The organism is Duganella sp. CF402 (assembly GCF_900109645.1).
Classification (GTDB): domain Bacteria; phylum Pseudomonadota; class Gammaproteobacteria; order Burkholderiales; family Burkholderiaceae_D; genus Rugamonas.
This window is the reverse complement of record NZ_FOBG01000001.1, coordinates 3,230,471-3,252,910: the sequence shown is the minus strand read 5'-3', so window position 1 is coordinate 3,252,910 and position 22,440 is coordinate 3,230,471. Positions and strand designations below refer to the sequence as shown.

The following is a 22,440-nucleotide window of genomic DNA, read 5'->3' as shown; positions in this document are numbered from 1 at the left end:
AGGCCGGGGTCCATAGAACGCTGGCCAGGAACATACTCAGCATGGACCGCAGCGGCGGACCGTCCGCCTTCGCCGAATGACGGAAGTGCGCTGTTGCTCGGACAACACAGCAACAGCGTGGCGCTGGCATGGCGCTCCTGATAGTTGCATACTGGACGACCAGCTGCAGCTATCAGGAGATGAGCCATGAAATGGTTTTACGATCTGAAAATAGCCACCAAACTGATCGTGTCTTTCGGCGCCGTGTTGCTGTTGACCCTGGTACTGGGCGTCAGCAACATGATGTCGATGAACCGGGTCAACCAAGCCTCCACCGACCTGGCTGAGAACTGGATGCCGAGCGTGCGCGCGGTGCTGGAATTGCGCGCCACCGTGGGCGACATGCGGCGCTGGGAACTGGCGCATTTGCTCAACGAGGACGCGGCCCAGATGGCCGACTACGAAAAGCGTATGGACGATACGCTGATCATCCTCAAAAAGACCCGCGACACCTACGAAAAACTGATTTCCAGCCCGGAAGAGAAAGTCGTTGCCGCCGATTTTGACAAAGGCTTTCAGGCTTTCATGGTGGATCACGCCAAGATGATCGAGCTGTCGCGCGCCAACAAGAAAGTCGAAGCGCGCGACGTGGCCAGCGGCACCTCGGCCAAGGCGCTGGGTGTCATCAACGAGGCGGTGAACAAGCTGGTCAAACTCAATGTGGACGGCGGCGATGCCGCCAGCGATGCGGCGTCGGAGATTTACAGCAGTGCGCGCATGACGTCGATCGTGCTGTTGGCGATCAATATTGGCATCGGCATGGTGCTGGCGATGTGGGTGGCGAAGATTGTGGCGGCGCCGTTGCAGGAGGCGGTGTCCCTGGCGCGCAATGTGGCGGACGGCGATCTGACGCTGTCGATTGATGTGAAAAGCGCCTGCGAAACCGGGCAGCTGATGCAGGCGCTCAAGGACATGACCGGCAACCTGCAGAATCTGGTGAGCCAGGTGCGGCATGGCACGGATACCATCGCCACGGCTTCCTCGGAGATCGCCAGCGGTAATCAGGATTTGTCTTCACGCACCGAGCAGCAGGCCAGCTCGCTGGAAGAGACCGCGTCCTCAATGGAGGAGTTGACCAGCACCGTCAAGCAGAATGCCGACAATGCGCGGCAAGCCAACCAGCTGGCGCAATCGGCGTCCGGCATCGCGCTCAAGGGCGGTGATGTGGTGGGGCAGGTGGTGGGCACGATGGCGTCGATCAATGAATCGTCGCGCAAGATTGTGGACATTATTTCGGTGATCGACGGGATTGCGTTCCAGACCAATATCCTGGCGCTGAATGCGGCGGTGGAAGCTGCGCGTGCCGGCGAGCAGGGCCGGGGCTTTGCGGTGGTGGCCAGCGAGGTGCGCAACCTGGCGCATCGCTCGGCGGCGGCGGCCAAGGATATCAAGCTGTTGATCAGCGATTCGGTGGAGAAGGTGGAGAATGGATCGGTGCTGGTCAATCAGGCTGGCGAGACTATGAACGAGATAGTCACCAGCATCACGCGGGTGACCGACATCATGAGCGAGATTACGTCGGCCAGCGTGGAGCAGAGCGCAGGGATTGAGCAGGTCAATACCGCGATTGTGCAGATGGACCAGGTGACGCAACAGAATGCGGCGCTGGTGGAAGAGGCGGCTGCGGCGGCCGAGTCGATGCAGGATCAGGCCGCGCAACTGAGCCAGGTGGTGAGTGTATTCAAGCTGCTGGCGTCAGCGCAAGCATCTGCACCGCGTCCAGCCGCGCCACGCAAGCCATCGGTGCCGAAGGCCGTGGTGGCCAGCGTGAAAGCGCCGGCCGCAGCGCGGCCAGCCTTGAAGAAACCGGTGAAAGAAACCGTCGGCGGCGACGAGTGGGAAGCCTTCTAGCGTCATTCCGGCCTTCGCCGGAATGACGTGGTTCATGGGGCGGGGTTGCGCGCTTGCCACGCCGCGAGGTCGGCGCGGTATTTGTCCAGCGCTTCCTGATACAGGTCATCTACGCAAAAAGTGCAGCCACTGTGGCAGCAATCGTCCGGACCGGGCGGCTCCGGCGGTTGCGGTTTTGGATCGTCGTCGTTCATACCATTCTTACATTCTCACATCGGCGGCATGGCCAACAGCGCCATGTTCCGCCCTTTTTCCTTGGCGCGGTACAGGGCGCGGTCGGCCAGCTGCACCAGGTCTTGCGGCGAGGTGTCCTCGGTCGGCACCAGCACCGCCACGCCAATACTGATCGTCATGATACCAAACGGCGACTGCTCATGCGGCAGCGCCCGCCGCGCCAGCTCGGCGCAAATCTCTTCCGCCACCCCGAACGCATCGGCCGCATCGGTGGCCGCCGCCAGCAGCGCGAACTCTTCGCCGCCATAACGCGCCACGATGTCGCTGGTGCGCCGCCCATGCGTGGTGATCAACTCCGCCACCGTGCGCAAGGCCGCATCGCCGGCCAGGTGGCCGTAGTGGTCGTTGTACTTCTTGAAGTAATCCACATCCAGCATGGCCAACGCCAGGGTCTGGCCGGTGCGCGCGGCACGGCGCCATTCCGCTTCCAGCGCCAGGTCGAAACCACGGCGGTTGCTGACGCCGGTCAGGCCGTCGGTGGTGCTGAGCGCGGCCAGCTTGCGGTTGGATTCTTCCAGTTCCGCCGTGCGCGCCGCCACCGTCTGTTCCAGCTCGGTCTGGTGACGCGTCAGGCGGTTGATGCGGGTCTTGTACGCCAGTGCCAGCGAGCCGACCACCAGCGCCGCCAGCCCGGAACGGAACCACCAGCGCTGCCAGAACGGCGGCGTAATCGTGATGTGCAAGGTGGCCGGCTGCTCGTTCCACACGCCCAGATGGTTGGCCGCCTTGACGCGGAACACGTACTTGCCCGGATTCAGGTTGGTGTAGCTGGCGGTGCGGTGGCTGGCGTCGGTCTCCACCCAGTCGCGGTCGAAACCCTGCAGCTGGTAGGAGTAACGGTTGCCCGACGGCTCGGTGTAGTGCAGCGCCGCGAATTCCAGCGCAAACACCGACGCCTGCGAGGACAAGGTCAGCGCGGTCGGCGAGGTGACCGGCCCCTCGGCCTTGACGTTCTCGGCCGGCTGGCCGTTTTGCAGCGAGTGGTTGAACACGGTGATGTCGGTGATCGCCACTTGCGGCGGCACCGAACTGGTCTTGACCTTGGCCGGCACCACGGCGGTCATGCCGTGCACGCCGCCGAAGTACAGCGTGCCGTCCGCGCCCAGCGCCGACGAGTTGACGGTGAAGCCTTCGGTCAGGCCGTCGGAGGCGGTGAACAGCGTGACCTTGCCGCTGTCCGGATCCAGCCGGTACAGGCCGGCGAGGGTGGAGCACCAGATCTTGCCGTCGCTGTCGTGCTGGATGGCGAGGATCTTGGCGGCGCGCACGGCCGCCGCGTAGGACTTGAAGCTGATTGAACCGTCCGGCTTGAACACCACCAGGTCCAGGCCCTTGGCGGTGCCGACCCAGATGCGGCCCTGCGGGTCTTCATGCAGGCTGACGATGTTGTCGTCGCTCAGGCTGCCGGTGGTCTTGGTCGAGTGGCGGAAGTGGCGGAACTTGCCGCTGGCCGGGTCGAGCAGGTCGAGGCCGCCGCCATTCCATTCCGAGCCGGCCCACACGCGGCCCTGGCGGTCTTCCAGCACCGCCGAAGTGCCGTTGACGCTGCGCGAGCTCGGGTCCTGCGGATCGTTGTAGTAAATCTTGCGGGCGTCGGTCTTGATCTCGTAGCGGATCAGGCTGTTGCCGGTGGCCAGCCACAGCACGCCGCCGGCGCCGGGCGCGATGGCGTTGATGTAGTCGGATGCGGTATTGCCGAAGTGGATGGCCTGGAACGGGCTGTCCGGCGTGTCAAGGCGGTTCAGGCCGTTCGAAGTGCCCAGCCACAGCGGGCCTTTGCCGTCCTCGTCCTGGTACATGCTGTAGACGATGGAGTGCGACAGCTTGCCCGGCGTCTTGTCGTCGGCGCGGTAGCTGCGCAGCACGCTGCTGGTGACCGGATCGTACAAGCTCATGCCCACATTCCCGCCCAGCCAGATCTTGCCGTTGGGCGCACGCGCCAGGCTCAGCAGCGCATTGCTGGCCGGCGCCGAACGGGTGTCGATGCGGAACGGCACGTGGCGGGTAAAGCCTTCGCTGCTCAGGTTGGCCATCGCGATGCCGTCGGTGAAGGAGGCGATCCACAGCATGCCGCCGCGGTCCTGCATCACCGCGCGCAGATTGTCGCCGGGCAGGCTGTAGGGATCGTCGGCGGCGTGCACGAACTGGTCGAACTCGCCGTTGGGCTCGTTCCAGCGCAGCAGGCCGGCCGACAGCGTGGTACACCACAGCACGCCCTTGTTGTCGATGCCGAAATTGGTGATGCGGCTGTAGGGCGAGGGGATGGCCTTGCGCGTGTCCCAGTCGCTCTTGCCGTCCCAGCGGATCACGCCGGACTCGGTGCCGATCCACAGCGCGCCGCTGTGATCGAACTGCAGCGCGCGCACGATGTTGACGCGGGCGTCCGGCTTGGCGGCCGGGTCGACCTGGTGGTGCTTGAACACTTTCGCGCCGGGCGCCAGGTAATCCATGCCGCCCGGCCAGGTGCCGATCCACAGGCCGCCTTTGGCGTCGAGCGCCAGCGCGTTCAGGTCGTTGCTGGCCAGGCTGTCCGGGTTTTTCTCGTCGTGGAAGTAGACGGCGTCGAAGCGGCCGCTGTTGGGATCGAAGTGCTGCAGGCCGCCCCAGGTGCCGATCCACAAGCCGTCCTTGCCGTCGCTGATGATGTTCTTGACGATGCGGTGGTTCTTGGGCGCCTGCTCGGTGCTGAAGGTGGTGAAGTTGTTGGTCTCGGGATTGAAGCGCGCCAGCCCGTTCTGGGTGGCGGCCCAGATGCGGCCCTTGTTGTCCTCGAAGATGGCCGACACGCGGTCGTGCGGCAGACTGGTGGGATCGGCCGGGTTGTTGATGTACTTGACCGACTGGTAGCCGTTGTAGCGGTACAGGCCGTTGGTGTGGGTGCCGACCCAGACAAAACCCTTGCGGTCCTGGATCAGCGACAGCATGGACGGCTCGTCGCCGCCCAGCGGGCCGAGTTTTTTAAAGCGCAGCGAGGGGGCGGGGGCGGCGCTGGCGAGGCTTACCGCCAGCAGCAGGCATAGCAACAAAAAACGGCGCACGGATTCATCTTGTTTCTAATCAAAAAAACTATTATACATGCCATTGATGCAAGGGTTTCGTGATAAAAGCTGGGGTTGGGCTGCCGTTTTTTAGCGCAGTTGCCAGAAATTAGGGTATAGTTTACGGCGCTTCACCATCCGTCCACATTATGTCCGATACCGAGATCATCACCCCGACCATTCCAGAGCAGGCCGCCGCCGAAGCGCCCGCACAAGTCCGTTTCGCCGATTTCGGCCTGTCGCCGAACATCCTGCGTGCGTTGACCGAGCAAGGCTACGAGCACCCGACGCCGATCCAGGCTCAGGCCATTCCGGTGCTGCTGCAAGGCCGCGACGTCATGGGCGCGGCGCAGACCGGTACCGGCAAGACCGCCAGCTTCTCGCTGCCCATCATCCAGATGCTGCTGCCGCACGCCAGCGCCAGCACCTCGCCGGCGCGCCACCCGGTGCGCGCGCTGATCCTGGCGCCGACCCGCGAACTGGCGGTGCAGGTGGCCGAGAACGTCAAAGCCTACTGCAAGCACACGCCGCTGCGCGCCACCGAAGTGTTCGGCGGCATGGACATGAAGCCGCAGACCGTGATCCTGAAGGCCGGCGTGGAAATCGTCATCGCCACCCCGGGCCGCCTGCTGGACCACGTCGAGCAAAAGAACATCAGCCTGGGCCAGGTGCAGATGCTGGTCATGGACGAAGCCGACCGCATGCTCGACATGGGCTTCCTGCCGGACCTGCAGCGCATCATCAACCTGCTGCCGAAGAAGCGCCAGAACCTGATGTTCTCGGCCACCTTCTCGCCAGAGATCAAGAAACTGGCCAACACCTTCCTGAACGACCCGGTCACGATCGAAGTGGCGCGCGCCAACAAGACCGCCGACACTGTCACCCAGGTGGTGTACAAAGTCGCCGAGAACCAGAAGCACGCGCTGATCGCGCACCTGCTGCGCCAGCGCGAGCTGAAGCAGGTGATCGTGTTCTCCAACACCAAGCTCGGCGCCTCGCGCCTGGCGCGCGAACTGGAGCGCGAAGGCATGAAGGCGGTCGCCATCCACGGCGACCGCAGCCAGCAAGAGCGCATGGCGGCGCTGGACGCCTTCAAGAAAAACGAGATCGACATCCTGGTGGCGACCGACGTCGCGGCCCGTGGCCTCGACATCTCGGACCTGCCGTGCGTGATCAACTACGACCTGCCGTACAACGCCGAAGACTATGTGCACCGCATCGGCCGCACCGGCCGTGCCGGCGCCTCGGGCGACGCCATCTCGCTGTACTCGGACAAGGACGAGCGCCTGCTGGTCGACATCGAGAAACTGATCAAGCAAACCATCAAGCGCGTCGAGCCGGAAGGCTTCAGCCCGGCGCCGACCTTCGCCGACGAGCGCGGCGAACGCCGTCCGCGCCGCGCCGAAGACATGGGCCGTGGCCCGGCCGGCCGTTCGGCCGAGCGTCCACCGCGCTCGCTGGGCGCAGGCGGCCCGCCGCGCCGCGAGAAAGTCGACCCGTGGTTCCTCAAGCCGTATGAACCGACCAAGGCCGCCGCGCCGGTGGCGGCCGCGCCTGCCGTTGGCGGCGGCATCACCAAGGCCAAGCCCAAGCTGGCCTTCCTGCTGGGCGGCGCGCCCAAGCAGTAAGCAGAAAAAAAGCAGCCTTGCGGCTGCTTTTTTTTTGGGGGCCCGGGCTTGCGTTTTAGCCCAGGTATTTGCCCAGCCAGCTGCGCAAGCGGCTGCGGCTGGCCGGGGCGGGCGCGTTTTCCACCACCTCGGCGACTGGCGCTGGCGGTGCGGCCTGCACTGCCGGCGCAGGCCGTTGCAGCACCCGCGTCGACAGCACCGCCAGGCCCAGCTCGCGCTGGTCGCCGCCGCCGTTCTGCTGGGCCGGCACGAAGGTCGGCGCGTGCAGGTCGATACGGTACAACTGGCCGGCTTCAAACGCGGCCGCCAGCGCCACCTCGATGATTTCGTTTTGCTTGCCGAAGAACGGCAAGGTTTGTTCGACCGCGCCGAATTCCTTGGTCGCCGGATCGTAGCGGCGCAGTTCGGCGCGGCAGGGCAGGGCCGAGTCGTGCACGCTGAGGAAGCGCAGCGCCAGCGTGTCGGCGCCGGCGCGGGCGTAGAAGTAGGACAGCGCGTGGCCGCTGGACCAGCGGCCGCCGGCGCCGCCCAGTTCCGCTTCGTACGCATGCCAGCCGCGCCCGAACTTGGTGACGGGCGCCTGGGTGTCCTGGTTCGGCTCGGTGTCGAACACAAACATGGTGCCCTGGCAGCGGCGGCAGACCTCGGTCTGCATCGCATCCTTGGCGATGGCGGTGCGCTTGCTGTCGGTCAGCAGCTCCACCAGCGGCATCTCGCGCAGATTCGGCAGGCCCATTTCGCCTTCGTAGTCGAGGCAGCACAGCGACAGCTGGCCGTCGGCCAGCATCGCCACATTGTGCGCCATCGCGCAGTCCAGCGCTTCGGTGCGTTCCTCCACGTAGGTCAGCGACTGCTTGGGCAGGAAGGTCTGCATGAACGACGGTTCCTTGGTCCACATGCCGAAGGTCTTGAAGCGGATGAAGCAGTTGGGGGCGAACATATAGCCCCAGAAGCGCTCCTCGATCAGGTCGGCGGCGTCGGGCGGCACGGTGGCGCGGGTGGCGGCCAGGTGGCCGCTGCCGATTTGTTCGGCGTACTGCTGCAGGCTGCGCGCGTGCTCGGCCTCGAACTGCTCCGGGAATTCGGCGCGCAGTTCGGCGGCGAAACCGTCGAAGCGGTCCAGCAGGCCGGTGACGAAGGCGGTCTTCTCGTCGGGCGAGAAGGCGTCCCACATATCGAGCTCGAAGTCCGACTGGATGGCGGCGTCGGCGCGCATGTTCGAGGTCGAGGTGACGTGGATCTCCACCCGCGAGCGGCTGCCCTGGATGAATTTTTCGCGCAGCGCCGGGTAGATGCGGTCGAAGTACTGGTCGAAGGTCAGCTTGTCGTAGCCGCGCAGGCGCTGGTAGCTGTCCTCGGTCGGGGTTTGCAGGCTCAGCACCAGCGCCACGTTATGGTGATGGAACACCTTGCGCGCGCGCTCGGCGTCGAGGATGGCGAAATTGCTGATCAGGTAAACCTCGATCTCGTATTGCTCGCACAGGTCGATGTATTTGTAGATCTTCTTGTTGAGCAGCGGCTCGCCCAGCACGCTGAACTGGATCGGCCGCTTCATGTCGAGGTCGCGCACCTGCTCGATGAACTGGACCGCCTGCGTGTCGTCGGCCATCGCCCGGTCCTTTTTCAGGTAGTCGGACGGGCAGAAGGTGCAGTGCATATTGCAGTGGTTGGTCAGCTCCAGGAAAAACACCTGCGGCACAATGTCGTAGGCCTGCGGCGGAATGAACACCGGCTGGCGCGGCGTGACGGGCAGGGCCTCGGGCGCGGCGGCCTCGGATTGCGGATGGATTTTAATCATGGAGCGTGCGGATGGGATCGAGGGACGGTGGTTACCGATGGTTACTTATCGACATTATAAGCCAGGGGCCGGCAAGGTATAATGCGCGCTTTGGTTTTCCTCCATTTTACGGTACGGCATATTCAAGTGAGCATACTTAGCAACCAGCGCATCGCGGTCATCGTGCCGTGCTATAACGAAGCCCTGACCATTGGCAATATCGTTCGTGATTTCAACACCTGCCTGCCGCAGGCCGCCGTCTACGTGTTCGACAACAATTCCAGCGACGCCACCATCGCCGCCGCGCGCCAGGCCGGCGCCATCGTGCGCAGCGTGCCACTGCAGGGCAAGGGCAATGTGATCCGCCGTATGTTCGCCGATGTCGACGCCGACATCTACATCATGGTCGACGGCGACGACACCTATGACGCCAGCGTGGCGCCGCAACTGGCCGAGAAGCTGGTGGCCGAAGGCCTGGACATGGTGGTCGGCACCCGCGTTACCGACGAGCAGGAAGCCTACCGTTTCGGCCACCGCTTCGGCAACAAGCTGCTGACCGGCTGCGTCAGCGTGGTGTTTGGCAATACCTTCACCGACATGCTGTCCGGCTACCGCATCTTCTCGCGCCGCTACGCCAAGTCGTTTGCCGCCCACGCGGCCGGCTTCGAGACCGAAACCGAGCTGACCGTGCACGCGCTGGAACTGCGCATGCCGGTGGCGGAAGTGGCGACGCGCTATGGCGCCCGCCCGGAAGGCTCGGTCAGCAAGCTCAATACCTACCGCGACGGCATCCGCATCCTGTGGATGATCACCAAGCTGTTCAAGAACGAAAAGCCGCTGCACTTCTTCTCGCTGCTGGCCGGCCTGTGCATGCTGGCCGCCGCCGGCCTGGCGCTGCCGCTGCTGGAGACCTTCCTGCAGACCGGGCTGGTGCCGCGCCTGCCGACCGCCGTGCTGTGCACCGGCTTGTCGTTGTTCGGGGTGGTGCTGCTGTCCTGCGGCCTGATCCTCGACACCGTGACCAAGGGCCGCATCGAGCAAAAACGCTTCGCCTACCTCGCCATTCCGGGCCCGGCGCCGCACCATGAGTAAAACCCGCCGCGAGCTGTTGCGCTTTGCTGTGGCCGGCGTTGCCGGCCTGGCGTGCGACGCGCTGGCGTTTTACCTGGCACTGGCCGCCGGCCTGTCGCTGTATCCGGCGCGCCTGCTGTCCTTCCTGTGCGCGGTCACCCTGACCTGGCTGATCAACCGCCGCTACACCTTTGCCAGCGCCGGCCATCCGCCGCCTGCGCCCAGCCTGCGTGAATTTGTCCGCTACCTCGGCGCCATGCTGGGCGGCGGCGCCATTAACTATGCGGTGTCGGTGCTGTGCGTGCTGATGTTGCCGCCGTGGCGCGTGACGCCGCTGCTGGCGGTGGCGGCCGGCTCGCTGGCCGGCATGCTGCTCAACTTCGTCAGCGCCAAGCTGCTGGTCTTCCAACGAACCTGATTGCTCTCATGATGCTGCTACGACGCTCCCTGCTTTCCTTCGAGCGCACCGTTGCATCGGCCTGGCGCGCCCTGGACCGCCCGGCGGTGCTGGCGCGCGCGCTGTTGCTGGTGCCTGTGCTGTTTGGCCTGCTGTCCCTGCTGTACGGCCAGGACGACAACTGGGACTTGCACAACTACCACCTGTACAACCCGTTCGCGCTGGTGCACGGCAAGATCGGCTACGACCTCGCGCCTGGCCAGTGGCAGAGTTATTTCAACCCCACCATCGACCTGCTGTACTACGGCCTTAACGCCGTGCTGCCGGCGCCGGCGACCGGCTTCGTGATGGGCTGGCTGCACGGCCTGAACTTCGTGCTGCTGGCCGCCATCGCACGCCGCCTGCTGCCGCCGCAGTCGCACCGCGCGGCGTTGCTGCTGGCGCTGGCTGGCACGCTGGGTCCCGGCTTCCTGTCCGAACTCGGCAACACGATGGGCGACAACCTGATCGCGCTGACCGTGCTGGGCGCGCTGTTGCTGGTGCTGCGCGCCTGGCCGCTGCTGCTGCAGGGCGGGGCGCCGGCCTGGCGCGCGGTGGCGCTGGCCGGGCTGCTGGCCGGCTTCGGCACCGGCCTCAAGCTGACCAACGCCATGTATGCGCTGGCGCTGTGCCTGGCGCTGTTCGGCGTGCCGGCGGCGTTCTGGCTGCGCTTCCGGCTGGCGTTCGTGTTCGGCCTGGGCACGCTGGCCGGCATCGCCGTCAGCGCCGGCCACTGGTACTGGCGCATGTGGCACACCTTCGGCAATCCGCTGTTCCCGCAATTTAACAACATCTTCAAGGCGCCGCTGGCCGCGCCGATCGGCATCGGCGATACCGGCTGGATTCCGAAGGGCATCGCTGAAAAGCTGCTGTGGCCGTTCATCTTCAGCTACAACTCCAAGCGCGTGATCGAGATCGCGCTGACCCAGCTGATCTGGCCGATGGTCTACCTGGCCGGCGTGGCGCTGGCAGTGCGCCTGCTGCGCGACGTTATCGCCGGCCAGCGCCCGGCCGGCAAGCTGGAACGCCCGGCCGGCTATGCGCTGCTGTTCTTCGGCCTGTCCTACCTGGTCTGGCTGAACCTGTTCGGCATCTACCGCTACCTGGTGCCGCTGGAACTGCTGGCGCCGCTGGCGCTGTGGCTGGCGCTGCAGCGCCTGATGCCTGCCGCCATCGGCCGCCATGTGGCGGCCTGGGCCTTGCTGCTGGCCACGGTGGCGACCTTCCCCGGCGCCTCCTGGGGCCACGGCGGCTGGACCCGCACGCCGACCACGGCCCAATTGCCGCCGCTGCCCGAGCCTGAACAAAACATGATCTTCACCGTGCACGGCGATCCGCCGATGAGCTGGCTGGTGCCGCTGTTCCCGGACCGCCTGGCGTTTGTCGCCTTGGGTGGCGGCTTCCCCGAGTCGGCCGCCTATGGCGCCAAGGCGCTGGAGATGATGGCCGCGCGCCGCGGCCCGTTCTACGTGATGCTGCAGGCCGAGGGCGACAACCAGAAGATCTGGCCGGCCGCGCAGGAAGTGCTGGGCCGCTACGGCATCACTTTCGATCCGGCCGACTGCGTGAAGTATCAGGCCGCCGTGGGCACCAACCAGCATCCTTACCAGTTGTGCCCGGTGCAGCCGCCTAGAACTGGAAGTAAATAAACGGGTTGAAGCCGCCTTCGACCACGGCCATGCAGGACAGCACGTACAGCGCCAGGCAGTACACCGTCATCAGCGGCGTGGCGCCAAGGCGGAAGCTGGCCTGGTAAGTGCGCAGCGCGCTACGGTCCGGCAGCAGGCAGACCAGCGCCGCCAGCGCCAGCACAAACATCACCTTCGGATCGGCCAGCATGCGGTCGTGCGGCAGCCACGCCGGTGCGCCGCCGAACATCGCGTGCAGCACCTGGCCGGCCTGCGCCAGCGTCGGCGCGCGGAACGGCACCCACAGCAAGGTCGCCAGCACGAACACCGGCAGGCTGCCGAGGCGCAGCTTGTCCAGCTTGAGCCAGCCGGCGCGTTCCAGCACCAGCAGCAGGCCGTGGCCGACGCCCCACGCCAGGAAGGTGTAGGCGGCGCCGTGCCACAGTGCGCACAGCACAAACACCACCATCAGGTTGCGATACGTGCGCCAGGCGCTGCCACGGTTGCCGCCCAGCGGGATGTAGACGTAGTCGCGGAAGAAGCGCGACAGCGTCATGTGCCAGCGCTGCCAGAATTCGGTGATGCTGGCGGCCGCGTACGGACGGTTGAAGTTGCGCGGGAAGCGGAAGCCCATGATGCGCGCCAGCCCGATCGCCATGTCGGTGTAGCCGGAGAAATCGAAATAGATCTGGAACGAATAGCAGGCCGCGCCCAGCCACGCCGAGTAGGCGCTCAGTTCAGCGCCGGGACGGTAGATGCCGTCAGCCACCACGCCCAGCGGGTCGGCGATCAGCAGCTTCTTGGACAGGCCGACGATGAAGATCAGCAGCCCCCAGAACAGCTGGCGGCTGGTGCCGGCGCGGTGGCGGATGTGCAGCTGTTCGCGCACCTCGGCGTAGCGCACCACCGGTCCGGCGATCAGGTGCGGGAACAGGAAGATGTAGATGGCGAATTTCTGCAGGCTGCGCTCGGGCGCGATGCGGCCGGCGTGCACGTCCAGCAGGTAGGACAGGAAGTGGAACACATAGAACGAAATCCCCAGCGGCAGCACGATGCCCAGCTCGCGCACCGGCGCCGTGGCTTGCCAGCCGCTCAGGTCTTGCAGCAGTTGCGCCAGGAACAGCAGGTATTTGAAGAACAGCAGCGGCAGCAGGTTGAGCGCGATGCCGCCCGCCAGCAGCGCGCGCGCCTGCTGCGGCTGCTGCTCGCGGCGCGCGCCGATCACCCCGGCCAGCAGCCAGTTGGCCAGCAACAGCACCAGCGCCACCACCGTCAGCGCGCCTGCGCCCAGCACGTAGAACACGAAACTGGCCAGCAGAATGTAGCTGTTGCGCCAGCCGCGCGGCAGCGCAAAGTACATCAGGTAGAACAGCGGAAAGAACAGGAACAAAAAGCCTGGCGAGGAAAAAACCATGATGTCGTCGGTGGCGTTATGGGGTGGGGGCCAGCGCGGCCCAGTGGCCGCTCTGGATATCCAGGATTTGCACGATCAGGTAGCGGCACCGGCCCTGCAGCAGGGCCGGCACTTGCGGCGGCATCAGGCCTCGGCTCAGCTTGTGGAACTGGCGGAAGTGCTCGGTCAGGCCGGCGCGCAGCATGCCGTCGCTGAAGCTGTTGCCGTACATGCAGGTGGACGGCAGCAGCGCCGGATCGTCCAGCACATCGGTGCTGAATTCCCAGCCGCTGCCGGGCGCGGCCTGGATGTCGTGGTGGCGCGGCGTCCAGGTGCGCTTCAACTGCGGCTCGATGACTTGCTCTTTCAGGTTGAGGCGGGCGGCAAAGCGCGCCTCGGAACCGACGAAGGGCTGGTAATCGGCTTCCAGCGGATGGCGCCAGCGCAGCGCGCTGCCTTCCATGCCGGCAATGGTGTCGGTGACATCGGCCGCCACCACCATCGCGGTCAGGTCGGTCCAGTGGAAGTCCTGCTTGTAGAACAGCGGGAACTTGCCACGGTTGTCGTCGAGGTGGCGCTTGACGTCGATGAAGTGCAGGCCTGGCGCGCTTTTCAGGCGCTGGTACAGAGCCAGGAAGTGGGAATCGTCCGGCACCTGCGGCGCAAACGAGGGCAGGCGCTCGCGCGTGTAGTACTGCTTCTGGATCGGCGCGACCAGCAGCATGGTGACGCCTTGCGCCTGCAGCTGCGCGTTGAAGGCCAGCACGCCGTCGTACACCGCTTGCGCGCGCGCCGGCTCGGCCAGCAGGCGTTCGGTGGCCGGCATTTCGTTGTCGATCAGATTGCGGCCATACAGTTCACCATCGGCGCCGAAGTAGACACGGGTGGACGAGTTGAACAGGCGGTAATCGAGTTCGTTCTTGGCGCGGATCATCAGGGTGCGCCAGCCGAGGTGGTCGCTGAACCAGCGTTCGAAGCGGCTGTAGAAACGCTCGACCGGCCACCACTCCTTCAGGTCGGGCAGCGGCGCCAGCGGGCGCAGTTCCTCCACCGGCGACACGTGGTTGCGGTAGACATGCACCACATGCTTGTCGGCGATGTGGCGCTCCAGCCAGGCATCGGCTTGCGGCGCGGCGCTGATGAAGGCCAGCAGCGCCGGCCCCACGCTCAGGGCCAGCAGCGCGGCTGGCAGCAGCAGGCGGCTGGCGCGCAGCGCCTTGCGCCGCGCGTGGCGCTGGGGAGGGGCGGCACGCGGCGCTGGTGCGGGTTGGCGCAGCGGCTGGTTCATGCTGCGTCCTTGCCGCCGATGATGGCCAGCAGCTGGTGCGCGTTGTCGCGCCAGCTGTTCCAGCGCATCGCTTGCGAGCCAGGATGGCGGCCATCCGCGTGCAGCGCCAGCCAGTCCTGCACGGCGCGCGCCAGGGCGGCGCCGTCCATGCCGCTGAAGTAGCTGGCGTTGTCGCCCGCCACTTCGCGGCACACCGGGATATCGCGCAGCAGCAGCGGCATGCCGTAGCTGGCCGCCTCGATCAGCGGCAGGCCGAAGCCTTCGCCTTCGCTCGGCTGCAGCAGGCAGCTGCTGGCGCGGTACAGCTGCTGCAGCGCGCCGTCGTCAAGCCCTTGCAGCCAGTGCAGGCGCTGGCCCAGTTGCGGATGGCGGCTCAGCCGGTTGACGATGGCCGGGATGGTGCGGCGTTCGGACGCCGGCAGCGCCTTCCAGCCTTCGTTGCCGACGATGACCAGGTGCGCCTCGACGCCGTCGCGCCACAGCTGTTCAAACGCATCCAGCGCCTGCAGGTGGCCTTTGCGCGGCTCGATGGTGCCGACCATCAGGAAGCTTGGCGTGTGCGCCAGCTGGGCCAGCAGCGGCAGCGCGTCTGCTTTGGTGCTTGCCGCGCTTGCCGCCGGGGCCACGGCGGAGGCGCCGGCCACCAGATCGGCGCCGTGATGCAGCACCGCCAGCGGTGGAATGCGCGGCGCGTGTTCCGCCTTCAGCCAGGCTTGCAGCTCGTCGGCCACGGCGGCGGAAATGCAGATCAGGCGGTCGGCCATGCCGGCCGCGCTGTGCAGCCAGGCGCCGTGCACGGCGTCGGCGCCGACCGGGAAGAATTCCGGCCGCAGCACCGGCAGCAGATCGTGCACCAGCCAGTTCAGCGTCACGCCGCGCGCGCGCAGCTCGGCATACACGCCGTCGCGCGCCGCTTCCATCACCGCGTGCGGCGCGTGGTCGGCGCTGTAGTAGACGTCGCCGGCCTGCACGTCCAGCAGCGGATCGGCGCCGGCCAGCGTGGCCTCGATGCCGAGCAGTTTGGCGGCGTAGTTGCGCGCGTAGCGGTAGCGATAGCGGCCGTCTTCCTTGCTCAGGTAGACCGGCTCCACGCGCCAGCCGCTGGCGCGCAGCTGCAGCAGTTCCAGCAACTGGTTGCGCACCACGCGCTCGATGCCGGTCTTCAGGTCGTGGCGCGCGATGGTGGTGACGTCGACCAGCAACTGGCGCGGGTGCAGCGGATCGGGCGCGTGCGCGATGCAGCGCGCCAGCTGTTGCAGCATGGTGTCGTCGCTGGCTTCATCGCCAGTGAGCAGGCCAGGCGTGGCCAGCAGGCCTTGCACCAGCGCCGGGCGGCTGCGGCCCTTGCGCTCGGCGGCGCGCGCCAGTGCTTCGTAGTACATGCGGCCGACGCGCTCGGGGCTGTTGCGGGTGCCCATCAGCGCGAAGCCGGCGCGGCTCAATTCGGCGCGGCGGGCGTTGTCGTTGCGCAGGGTCTCCAGTGCGCCGATCAACTCGCCGCGCTCGAACTGGTCGGGCAGCATCCACACCGCGTCGTGCGGGAATTCGGCCATCGCGCCGTTGGCGTTGATGATGGTCGGCAGCTGGTAGATCAGGCAGTCCAGCACCGTGCCCGAGGTTTCGCCGCGCGAGGTGGTGCGCAGCTGCACGCCGACGTCGGCCGCCTGCAGGTAGTTCAGGTAGTCCTCGTCCGAGATCCAGCCGGAGATGCGCACTTGCTGCTGGGCGTTGGCGGCGGCGATGGTATCGGTGATGCTGAGGCCATAGTCGCCGCCGTGGTTGGCGCCGACGAAAATCAGCTGGCACTGGCGGTCCTGGTGCAGGCTGGACGCCAGCCACGCCTGCAGCAGTTCCAGGCACTGCTTGCTCGGGCCGATGAAGCCGAAATTGCAGACCACGAACGCGTCCGGCGCGATGCCCAGCGCGGCGCGCGCGGCGGCGCGGTCGTGCACTTCCGGCACTGCGCGCGGCAACTGCGCCATGCTCCAGTCGCAACCCGCTTCCGGACCGTACCAGTCGGCCGCCAGCTGGCGCGCGTAGTCGGAATGGACGATCACATGGCTGGCCTGCTGCAGGATCTCGAGGTTGCACGGCCACAGGTCGCGCGCCGCTTCCATGCCTTGCGGCTGCAGGCCGTCGCGCACGGCGGCATAGCCGTGCGAGTGCAGCAGCGCGCGGGTCCAGGCGCCCGGCATATTGCCGTTGATCTGCTCATAGGCCAGCATGCTGCTCAGGAAGAAGTCGTGCAGCACCACCACGCCCGGCAGGTCTTGCAGCAGCGGCAGCATATAGCTGTGGAACGGGCTGTTGCCGAACTGGTAGACGATGTGCGCGTACTGGTCGGCGTGGGCGCGCAGCCAGGCGGCGTCGTACCAGCGCACGTGGCTGGTCTCGGGCGGCAGCGTGACGGTCGGCTGGTTGACGATCAGGTCGACGTCGAAGTAGGGCAGCAGGGTCGGCAGCACGCGGTTGGTGTAGTCGGCCACGCCGGTTTTCTCGGGCGGCATCGGCGACACCAGCGCGATGCGCGGCTTGGCGCCGGCCGGCGCGACTTGTGCCGGCAGGGCGGCGGCGCTGCGGGCCGCATGCTCGGCTTCCAGCGCACGCAGGGCGCGCTGGGCGCTGTGGTCCCAGCTGAATTTTTTGGCTTGCAGGCGGCCGTGCGCGCGCAGCCGCTCGCGCAGCGCGTCGTCGCTCAGCACTTCGCCGATCTTGGCGGCGATGGCGGCTGGCTCGCTGGCGTCGAACAGCGCCTCCTCGCAGCCGATCACTTCCGGGATGCTGGTGTTGTTGGCGCCGATTACCAGCGCGCCGCAGGCCATCGCTTCCAGCGCCGGCAGGCCGAAGCCTTCGTGTTTGGACGGGAAGATGAACAGGGTGGCGGCGCGGTACAGCGCGATCAGGGTATCGTTGTCGACGTAGCCGGTGAGGATCAACTCGTCCGCGCCCAGCCCGCACTGCAGGGCGTGGGCTTCCAGCTTGCGCCGCTCGTTCTGGTCGAACTTGCTGGCGATCAGCAACTGGTGGCGCGCGCGCACGGCTGCCGGCAACAGACTGAAGGCCGTCACCAGGCCGTCGATATTCTTGCGCGCGTCAAAGCCGCCGGGCGCGTACATCAGCATCTCGCGCGTGACGCCGAAGCGGGCGCGCAGCGCGGCCAGTTCGGCGGCGTTGCTGTCGGCCGGCTGGAACATCTCGTCCACGGCGGTGGAGATCGACACCACTTGCTGCGGCTCGAGCTGCAGCGCGTCGATCGCCTCCTGGCGCGAGTAGTCGGAAATCGCCAGCAGCAGGCCGGCATTGCGCAGCGAGGCGATCTTGCGCTCGTAGTAGTCGCGCTGCGACGGCTGCACCAGGTAGGCGGCCGGGTTCAGGAACGGGATCAGGTCGTACTGCACCACGGCGGTAAAGCCGCTGCGGTCGAAACGGCCGACCGAGACCAGCGCATCGTCGACATAGCCTTCGAACAGGCTGGTGACCAGCACCGCATCCGGCTGCAGCTGGGCCAGCGCGTATTCGCGCAGCAGCTCGCCGGCGCGCGCGCGCGGGCCGTGCACCGGGGCGTGCTCGGCGCACGGCGTCGGCGCATCGAACACGCAGATGCGCTCGGGCGGCACCAGGCCGGCGAAGGCGGTGCGCAGGTCGGCGATGGAGGCGTGCAGCGCGCCGTTCAGCAGCAGCCAGATTTCATGCTGGCCGGCGTTGCGGGCCACGCCCAGCGCCAGCGCCAGCGAGTAGCGGCCGATGCCGCGAAAACGGCTTTCCGATTGGGCGCCCTGCAGGTCGATTACGATACGCACAGCTTATTCCTTGCTGGCGGCCTGTTGCGCCGCCCTGGTCAGTTCATGGTAGGCGCGCGTGGCGCGCGGCGACAGCTGGCCCGGCGCATCGTCCTGGCGCAGCGGCACCGGCGTCACGGCGCTGGCTTGCAGCATGCTGCGCATCAGGCGCGCCTGCAGGCGCGGCGCCAGCGCGGTCAGCACCGCGCGCAGCACGCGCTTGATGCGCGGATGGCGCAGTACCCAGCGGCCGCCGGCCAGCACGGCGCCGCGCACTTTGCGCTTGCCCCAGCCGCGCACGCGGTGGGCGAAAGTGACGGCGGCGCGCAGCGGCGCGGTGATGCGCCACGAGGTGCTGGCCAGCAGCTCGTTGGCCAGCCGGCCCATCGCGTCGGCCTTCTGGGTGGTCTGCTGCAGCAGCAGCGAGGCCTGGTGCAGGTGATGCTGGGTTTCGTTCAGGCGCTGCTCCAGCTGCTGCAAGCGCTGCGCGCTGTCGGCGTGCTCGGCGCGGGTCTGGACTTGTTGCTCGGCGAGGCGCTCGGCGTGCCGTCCCAGAGCGCGGTGCAGCTCGCCGTTTTCCTTGGCCAGCTGCAGGTCGTAGCGCTGTGCCAGCGGCGCCAGCGCGATGCCGTAGTCGGTGGCGAAGGCGGCGTCCAGCGCGGCCATCTCTTCATCCGGCGCGGCCTTCTGCGCCACCACGCTGTAGTCCGGGCTCGGGCCTTCCAGCACGTTGATCATGCCGATGCGGGCGTCGGTGTGCAGCTGCGCTTCTTCCTGCAGGCGTACGATCTTGTGGCGCGCAAAGCCTGCATGCTCGGCGGCGAAGGCCAGCAGCAGCGGCGGGATCGGCCGCAGGTGCGAGGGGTCCATGTAGAAGCTGGAGGCGCCCACCACCAGGTTTTCCGGGTTCGGCGTTTCCAGGATCAGCAGGCCGCCCGGGCGCAGCGCGCGCAGCGCTTCGGCGATCAGCTCGCGCACCATGTCGAACGGGATGTGCTCGACCAGATGGAAGGCCGACACCAGCGCCAGGCTGTTGTCGGGCGCGGCGCGCAGCGCGGCCAGCGCATCTTGCGTCTCGACTTGCAGGCCGCGCTCGCGGCAGGCCGCCAGCATGCCGTCGTCGAGGTCGATGCCGCGCGCGGCCAGGCCGTATTCGCCCAGCAGTTCCAGCCATTCGCCACGGCCGCAGCCGAGGTCGAGCGCGGCGGCCGGGCCGTCGTCCAGCAGCGGCGCCACGAACGGCTGGTAGGCGCGCAGGCGCCCGGTGATGGTTTCGCGGCTGCCGCGATAACGGTCTTCAAACGCCCGGTAAAAAGACGGATGCATAGCGGAATTCATCGTTCGATCTCCACGGTCGGTTCCATCCAGCTGCTGCCGACGAAATGGCGCCGGTTCATATTCGTGACGATGAACATGAACGCCAGGTCGCGCCATTCATAATTGTCGGCCAGATGGGTTTCATTGCTGGTCAGCGCGGTGGTCACCGAATAGCTGCCGGGCCCCAGGTTGAGCGGGAAGCGGAAGCGGTATTCGATCTCGTCGCCGGCCTGCAGCTGTTCCAGCGGCTGCTCCATGTGATGGGTGTTGGTGCCGAAAATCTGCTGGCCGAGGCGGTCCTTGATCATATACCCGAGCACCAGGCGCGGCAGCGGCGCCTGCACCTTGACCTTGACCCGCAGCGTCACCGGCACGCCGACGTTGAGGATTTCCTTGGCGTTGCCGGCCTCGTCCTCCAGCGTGATGGCGGTGACGGTGGCCTGGCCGCTGCCGGAGGTGGTTTGCACCCGGCCCTCGGCAGTGCGCACCTGCTCGACGCTCGAGCCTTCGCGCTCGGCGATCAGGGCGTTGTAGTAGTCCATCACCGCTTCCGGCGTGCCCTGCATGGCCAGCCGGCCACGGTCGAGCAGGATGGCGCGGTCGCAGATCGACTGCATGGCGGCGCGGTCGTGGCTGACGATCAGCAGGGTGGTGCCCTGCTGGCGGTAGGCGCGGATGCGCTCGAAGCTCTTGTGCTGGAAATAGGCGTCGCCGACCGACAGCGCCTCGTCGACGATCAGCACGTCCGGACGGCGCGCGGTGGCCACGCTGAAGGCCAGCCGCATCTGCATGCCGGACGAGTAGACCCGCACCGGCTGGTCGATGTAGTCGCCGATTTCGGCAAACGCCTCGATGTCCGGCATCAGGGTGTTGATCTCGTCCACGGTCAGGCCCAGCAGCTGGCCCGCCATGTAGACGTTCTGGCGGCCGCTGAAGTCCGGGTGGAAGCCCATGCCCAGCTCCAGCAGCGCGGCCACGCGGCCGCTGATGCTGACGCGGCCGGTGGTTGGCTGGGTGGTGCCGGTGATCAGCTTGAGCAGGGTGCTCTTGCCGGCGCCGTTGATGCCGATGATGCCGACCGCCTCGCCCGGCGCCAGCGTGAAGCTGATGTCCTGCAGCACCCACTTGAGCGTGTGGCGCGGGCCGCGCCACGGCAGCAGCCATTCGGCCAGCCGGCTCCAGCGGTGCGGATATTGTTTGTAGGCCTTGCCCAGGCCGTTGACCAGTATGCTGCCCATTACAGTTCGTCCACCATTTCTCCGGCGCGCTTGCGGAACAGTTGCAGGCCCAGTGCGCAGAACAGCAGGGCCAGGCCGGTGACCGGCAGCAGGCTGGCCCAGTGCGGCGCATGGCCGCCGACCAGAATATCCTGGCAGGCGCCGACCAGCGCCGCCATCGGGTTCCAGTGCAGCAGGCCGCGGATTTCCGGCGGCAGTGCGCTGGCCGGATAGACGATGGGGGTGAACCAGAACCAGAACTGCAGCAGGATGGTGAAGAACTGGCCGACGTCGCGGAAGAACACATTGAACACGCCCAGGATCATGCCGAGGCCGACCGCGAACAGCACCAGCACCAGCAGCACCGGCGCCAGCGCCAGGTAGATCCAGCCGGGGAAGGTGCCCGACAGCACCAGGAAGGCGGTAAACAGGCCGAAGATGATGGCGAAGTTGATGCCGGCGTTGAGCACCACGATGATCGGCAGGCAGATGCGCGGGAACTGCAGCTTCTTGAGCAGGTTGGCGTTGTCGATGAAGACGCTCTGGCTGCGCCCGGTGATCTCGGCGAACAAGCCCCAGGTCAGCACCCCGGCGCACAGGTAGACGCTGTAGGCGAACGGCGTGTCGACGCCCTGCAGGCGGTTGTGCATGACCTGGGAAAAGATGACGGTGTAGACCACGATCATGGCCAGCGGGTTGAGCACGGTCCAGGCCGCGCCCAGCAGCGAGTTGCGGTAGCGGCCCTGGAATTCGCGCCGTACGCTGCCGGCGATGAAGCCGCGGTAGCGCCAGACCCCGCTCAGCATGGCGGCGGGTGGGAAGGCTGTTCTGATCATGTCGGCTAGGAACCGGCGGCGCGCCTGACGACAGCGCGTGGCGGCGCAAGCCGGAGAGTAAAAAAGGCGCTGATTATAGCATGGTGATATAGGCAACCCTTGCCCTGTTACAAGTGGTTGCAGCTTAGACCTGGGCCAGTTTTTGCAGCTCGTCCGGGCGCACGATCAGCAGGCTGTGCGGGCCTTTTTCGATGATGCCCTGCTGGATCAGCGCCAGCAGCGTGCGGGTCACGGTTTCGCGGCTGGTGTTGATCATATTGGCCATGTCCTGGTGGGTCGGCAGGTTGCTCACCACGTGCACGCCGTCGTCCTTTTTCTCCATCAGCAGGGTGAGGAAGGTGTAGATGCGGCGCGGCGTGTTGTGGATGCTGAGCAGGGCGCGGAATTCCGAATCGCGCTGCACCTTGGCGGCCAGGAAGCGCAGCATGTGGTTGGCCACCGACGGCGCGTGGGCGAACAGGTGCAGCGCGGTCTGGCGCGGCAGCAGCGCCACCAGCACCGGCGACAGCGCCACCACCGAGGCCGAGCGCGCCGAGCCGTTGATGACGGCGATCTCGCCAAAGAAGTCGCCCGGCGCCAGCATGCGCAGGCCGATGGCGCGGCCCTCTTCGGTGATGTCGACCACTTGCAGCGAGCCGGTCAGCAGGAACAGCAGGCTGTCGCCGGGGCCGCCTTTTTGCAGCACCACGTCGCGCTTCAGGTATTGGCGGATGCGCAGATCGGCCTTGACGCGCGCCATGTCCTCTTCGCTGAGGTCTGCCAGCAATGGAATCTTGCGCAGATGAATCATCATCTGCGGGTTGGCGCCGCCCGCTTCGCGCGCGGCAGCCATCAGGCGGGCGGCCTCGTCGGGCGGCACCAGGTCCGGCAGCGGTGCTTCATTACTTTTACGCTTGGACGCCATGCAC

General features: G+C 66.7%; 15 protein-coding genes. 5 read left to right on the top strand and 10 right to left on the bottom strand.

Annotated features, from left to right (window positions below; all coding sequences use genetic code 11):
- The first annotated feature begins 186 nt into the window (after nt 1-186).
- On the top strand, nt 187-1,890 hold the full coding sequence (locus BMZ70_RS14555; RefSeq protein ID WP_092275500.1) for a methyl-accepting chemotaxis protein: 1,704 nt from the start codon (nt 187-189) through the stop codon (nt 1,888-1,890).
- A gap of 32 nt (nt 1,891-1,922) precedes the next feature.
- Here the strand turns inward: BMZ70_RS14555 and BMZ70_RS14550 are convergent, their stop codons facing one another.
- Both BMZ70_RS14550 and BMZ70_RS14545 read right to left on the bottom strand, forming a co-directional pair.
- On the bottom strand, nt 1,923-2,084 hold the full coding sequence (locus tag BMZ70_RS14550) for an oxidoreductase-like domain-containing protein (RefSeq protein ID WP_092275497.1): 162 nt from the start codon (nt 2,082-2,084) through the stop codon (nt 1,923-1,925).
- 15 nt (nt 2,085-2,099) lie between these two features.
- On the bottom strand, nt 2,100-5,162 hold the full coding sequence (locus BMZ70_RS14545) for a ligand-binding sensor domain-containing diguanylate cyclase (RefSeq protein ID WP_092275494.1): 3,063 nt from the start codon (nt 5,160-5,162) through the stop codon (nt 2,100-2,102).
- 149 nt (nt 5,163-5,311) lie between these two features.
- Here BMZ70_RS14545 and BMZ70_RS14540 point away from each other — a divergent pair, with 149 nt between their 5' ends.
- Complete coding sequence (locus tag BMZ70_RS14540) at nt 5,312-6,790, top strand: DEAD/DEAH box helicase (protein ID WP_092275492.1); 1,479 nt, start codon at nt 5,312-5,314, stop codon at nt 6,788-6,790.
- Nucleotides 6,791-6,845: 55 nt separating this feature from the next.
- Here BMZ70_RS14540 and BMZ70_RS14535 read toward each other — a convergent pair whose 3' ends face one another.
- Nucleotides 6,846-8,588 (bottom strand): radical SAM/SPASM domain-containing protein, encoded by a 1,743-nt coding sequence (locus BMZ70_RS14535; protein WP_092275489.1) that lies wholly within the window; start codon nt 8,586-8,588, stop codon nt 6,846-6,848.
- 126 nt (nt 8,589-8,714) lie between these two features.
- Between BMZ70_RS14535 and BMZ70_RS14530 the strand changes: the two genes are divergently transcribed.
- Genes BMZ70_RS14530 through BMZ70_RS14520 form a run of 3 tightly spaced genes read left to right on the top strand, consistent with a single transcriptional unit; the run spans nt 8,715 to nt 11,723 of the window.
- Nucleotides 8,715-9,659: a glycosyltransferase family 2 protein gene (locus tag BMZ70_RS14530; RefSeq protein WP_373922493.1), complete on the top strand. Its 945-nt coding sequence runs from the start codon at nt 8,715-8,717 to the stop codon at nt 9,657-9,659.
- Nucleotides 9,652-10,056 (top strand): GtrA family protein, encoded by a 405-nt coding sequence (locus BMZ70_RS14525; RefSeq protein WP_092275483.1) that lies wholly within the window; start codon nt 9,652-9,654, stop codon nt 10,054-10,056. Before BMZ70_RS14530 ends, BMZ70_RS14525 begins: the two co-directional genes overlap by 8 nt.
- A gap of 8 nt (nt 10,057-10,064) precedes the next feature.
- Nucleotides 10,065-11,723 (top strand): glycosyltransferase 87 family protein, encoded by a 1,659-nt coding sequence (locus BMZ70_RS14520; protein ID WP_092275480.1) that lies wholly within the window; start codon nt 10,065-10,067, stop codon nt 11,721-11,723.
- Here BMZ70_RS14520 and BMZ70_RS14515 read toward each other — a convergent pair.
- The 7 genes from BMZ70_RS14515 to BMZ70_RS14485 all read right to left on the bottom strand — a co-directional run bounded on the left by BMZ70_RS14515 (nt 11,704) and on the right by BMZ70_RS14485 (nt 22,436).
- On the bottom strand, nt 11,704-13,116 hold the full coding sequence (locus tag BMZ70_RS14515) for an MBOAT family O-acyltransferase (RefSeq protein WP_092275477.1): 1,413 nt from the start codon (nt 13,114-13,116) through the stop codon (nt 11,704-11,706). The two genes, BMZ70_RS14520 and BMZ70_RS14515, sit on opposite strands and share 20 nt — an antisense overlap.
- A gap of 16 nt (nt 13,117-13,132) precedes the next feature.
- On the bottom strand, nt 13,133-14,383 hold the full coding sequence (locus BMZ70_RS14510) for an alginate O-acetyltransferase AlgX-related protein (protein ID WP_092275474.1): 1,251 nt from the start codon (nt 14,381-14,383) through the stop codon (nt 13,133-13,135).
- Complete coding sequence (locus tag BMZ70_RS14505) at nt 14,380-18,183, bottom strand: glycosyltransferase (protein ID WP_092275471.1); 3,804 nt, start codon at nt 18,181-18,183, stop codon at nt 14,380-14,382. The genes BMZ70_RS14510 and BMZ70_RS14505 overlap by 4 nt, the downstream gene beginning before the upstream one ends.
- 3 nt (nt 18,184-18,186) lie before the next feature.
- The gene (locus BMZ70_RS14500; RefSeq protein WP_207231505.1) at nt 18,187-19,500 is read right to left on the bottom strand and encodes a class I SAM-dependent methyltransferase; all 1,314 of its coding nucleotides are present in this window, start codon (nt 19,498-19,500) and stop codon (nt 18,187-18,189) included.
- Nucleotides 19,497-20,717 carry an ABC transporter ATP-binding protein gene (locus BMZ70_RS14495; protein WP_092275468.1) on the bottom strand — a complete coding sequence of 407 codons (1,221 nt, stop codon included), beginning with the start codon at nt 20,715-20,717 and terminating at the stop codon, nt 19,497-19,499. Before BMZ70_RS14495 ends, BMZ70_RS14500 begins: the two co-directional genes overlap by 4 nt.
- Nucleotides 20,717-21,532, bottom strand: a complete 816-nt coding sequence (locus BMZ70_RS14490; RefSeq protein ID WP_304529073.1) for an ABC transporter permease — start codon at nt 21,530-21,532, stop codon at nt 20,717-20,719. The genes BMZ70_RS14495 and BMZ70_RS14490 overlap by 1 nt, the downstream gene beginning before the upstream one ends.
- Before the next feature lie 124 nt (nt 21,533-21,656).
- Entirely contained in the window at nt 21,657-22,436 is a 780-nt protein-coding gene (locus BMZ70_RS14485) for a Crp/Fnr family transcriptional regulator (protein WP_229205411.1), read from the bottom strand.
- Nucleotides 22,437-22,440: the final 4 nt, after the last annotated feature.

Coding starts and splice junctions, on each gene's coding strand:
- BMZ70_RS14520 (WP_092275480.1), top strand. CDS start 10,065: ATGATGCTGCTACGACGCTCCCTGCTTTCCTTCGAGCGCACCGTTGCA.
- BMZ70_RS14485 (WP_229205411.1), bottom strand. CDS start 22,436: ATGGCGTCCAAGCGTAAAAGTAATGAAGCACCGCTGCCGGACCTGGTG.
- BMZ70_RS14515 (WP_092275477.1), bottom strand. CDS start 13,116: ATGGTTTTTTCCTCGCCAGGCTTTTTGTTCCTGTTCTTTCCGCTGTTC.
- BMZ70_RS14525 (WP_092275483.1), top strand. CDS start 9,652: ATGAGTAAAACCCGCCGCGAGCTGTTGCGCTTTGCTGTGGCCGGCGTT.
- BMZ70_RS14500 (WP_207231505.1), bottom strand. CDS start 19,500: ATGAATTCCGCTATGCATCCGTCTTTTTACCGGGCGTTTGAAGACCGT.
- BMZ70_RS14535 (WP_092275489.1), bottom strand. CDS start 8,588: ATGATTAAAATCCATCCGCAATCCGAGGCCGCCGCGCCCGAGGCCCTG.
- BMZ70_RS14495 (WP_092275468.1), bottom strand. CDS start 20,717: ATGGGCAGCATACTGGTCAACGGCCTGGGCAAGGCCTACAAACAATAT.
- BMZ70_RS14490 (WP_304529073.1), bottom strand. CDS start 21,532: ATGATCAGAACAGCCTTCCCACCCGCCGCCATGCTGAGCGGGGTCTGG.
- BMZ70_RS14555 (WP_092275500.1), top strand. CDS start 187: ATGAAATGGTTTTACGATCTGAAAATAGCCACCAAACTGATCGTGTCT.
- BMZ70_RS14510 (WP_092275474.1), bottom strand. CDS start 14,383: ATGAACCAGCCGCTGCGCCAACCCGCACCAGCGCCGCGTGCCGCCCCT.
- BMZ70_RS14550 (WP_092275497.1), bottom strand. CDS start 2,084: ATGAACGACGACGATCCAAAACCGCAACCGCCGGAGCCGCCCGGTCCG.
- BMZ70_RS14540 (WP_092275492.1), top strand. CDS start 5,312: ATGTCCGATACCGAGATCATCACCCCGACCATTCCAGAGCAGGCCGCC.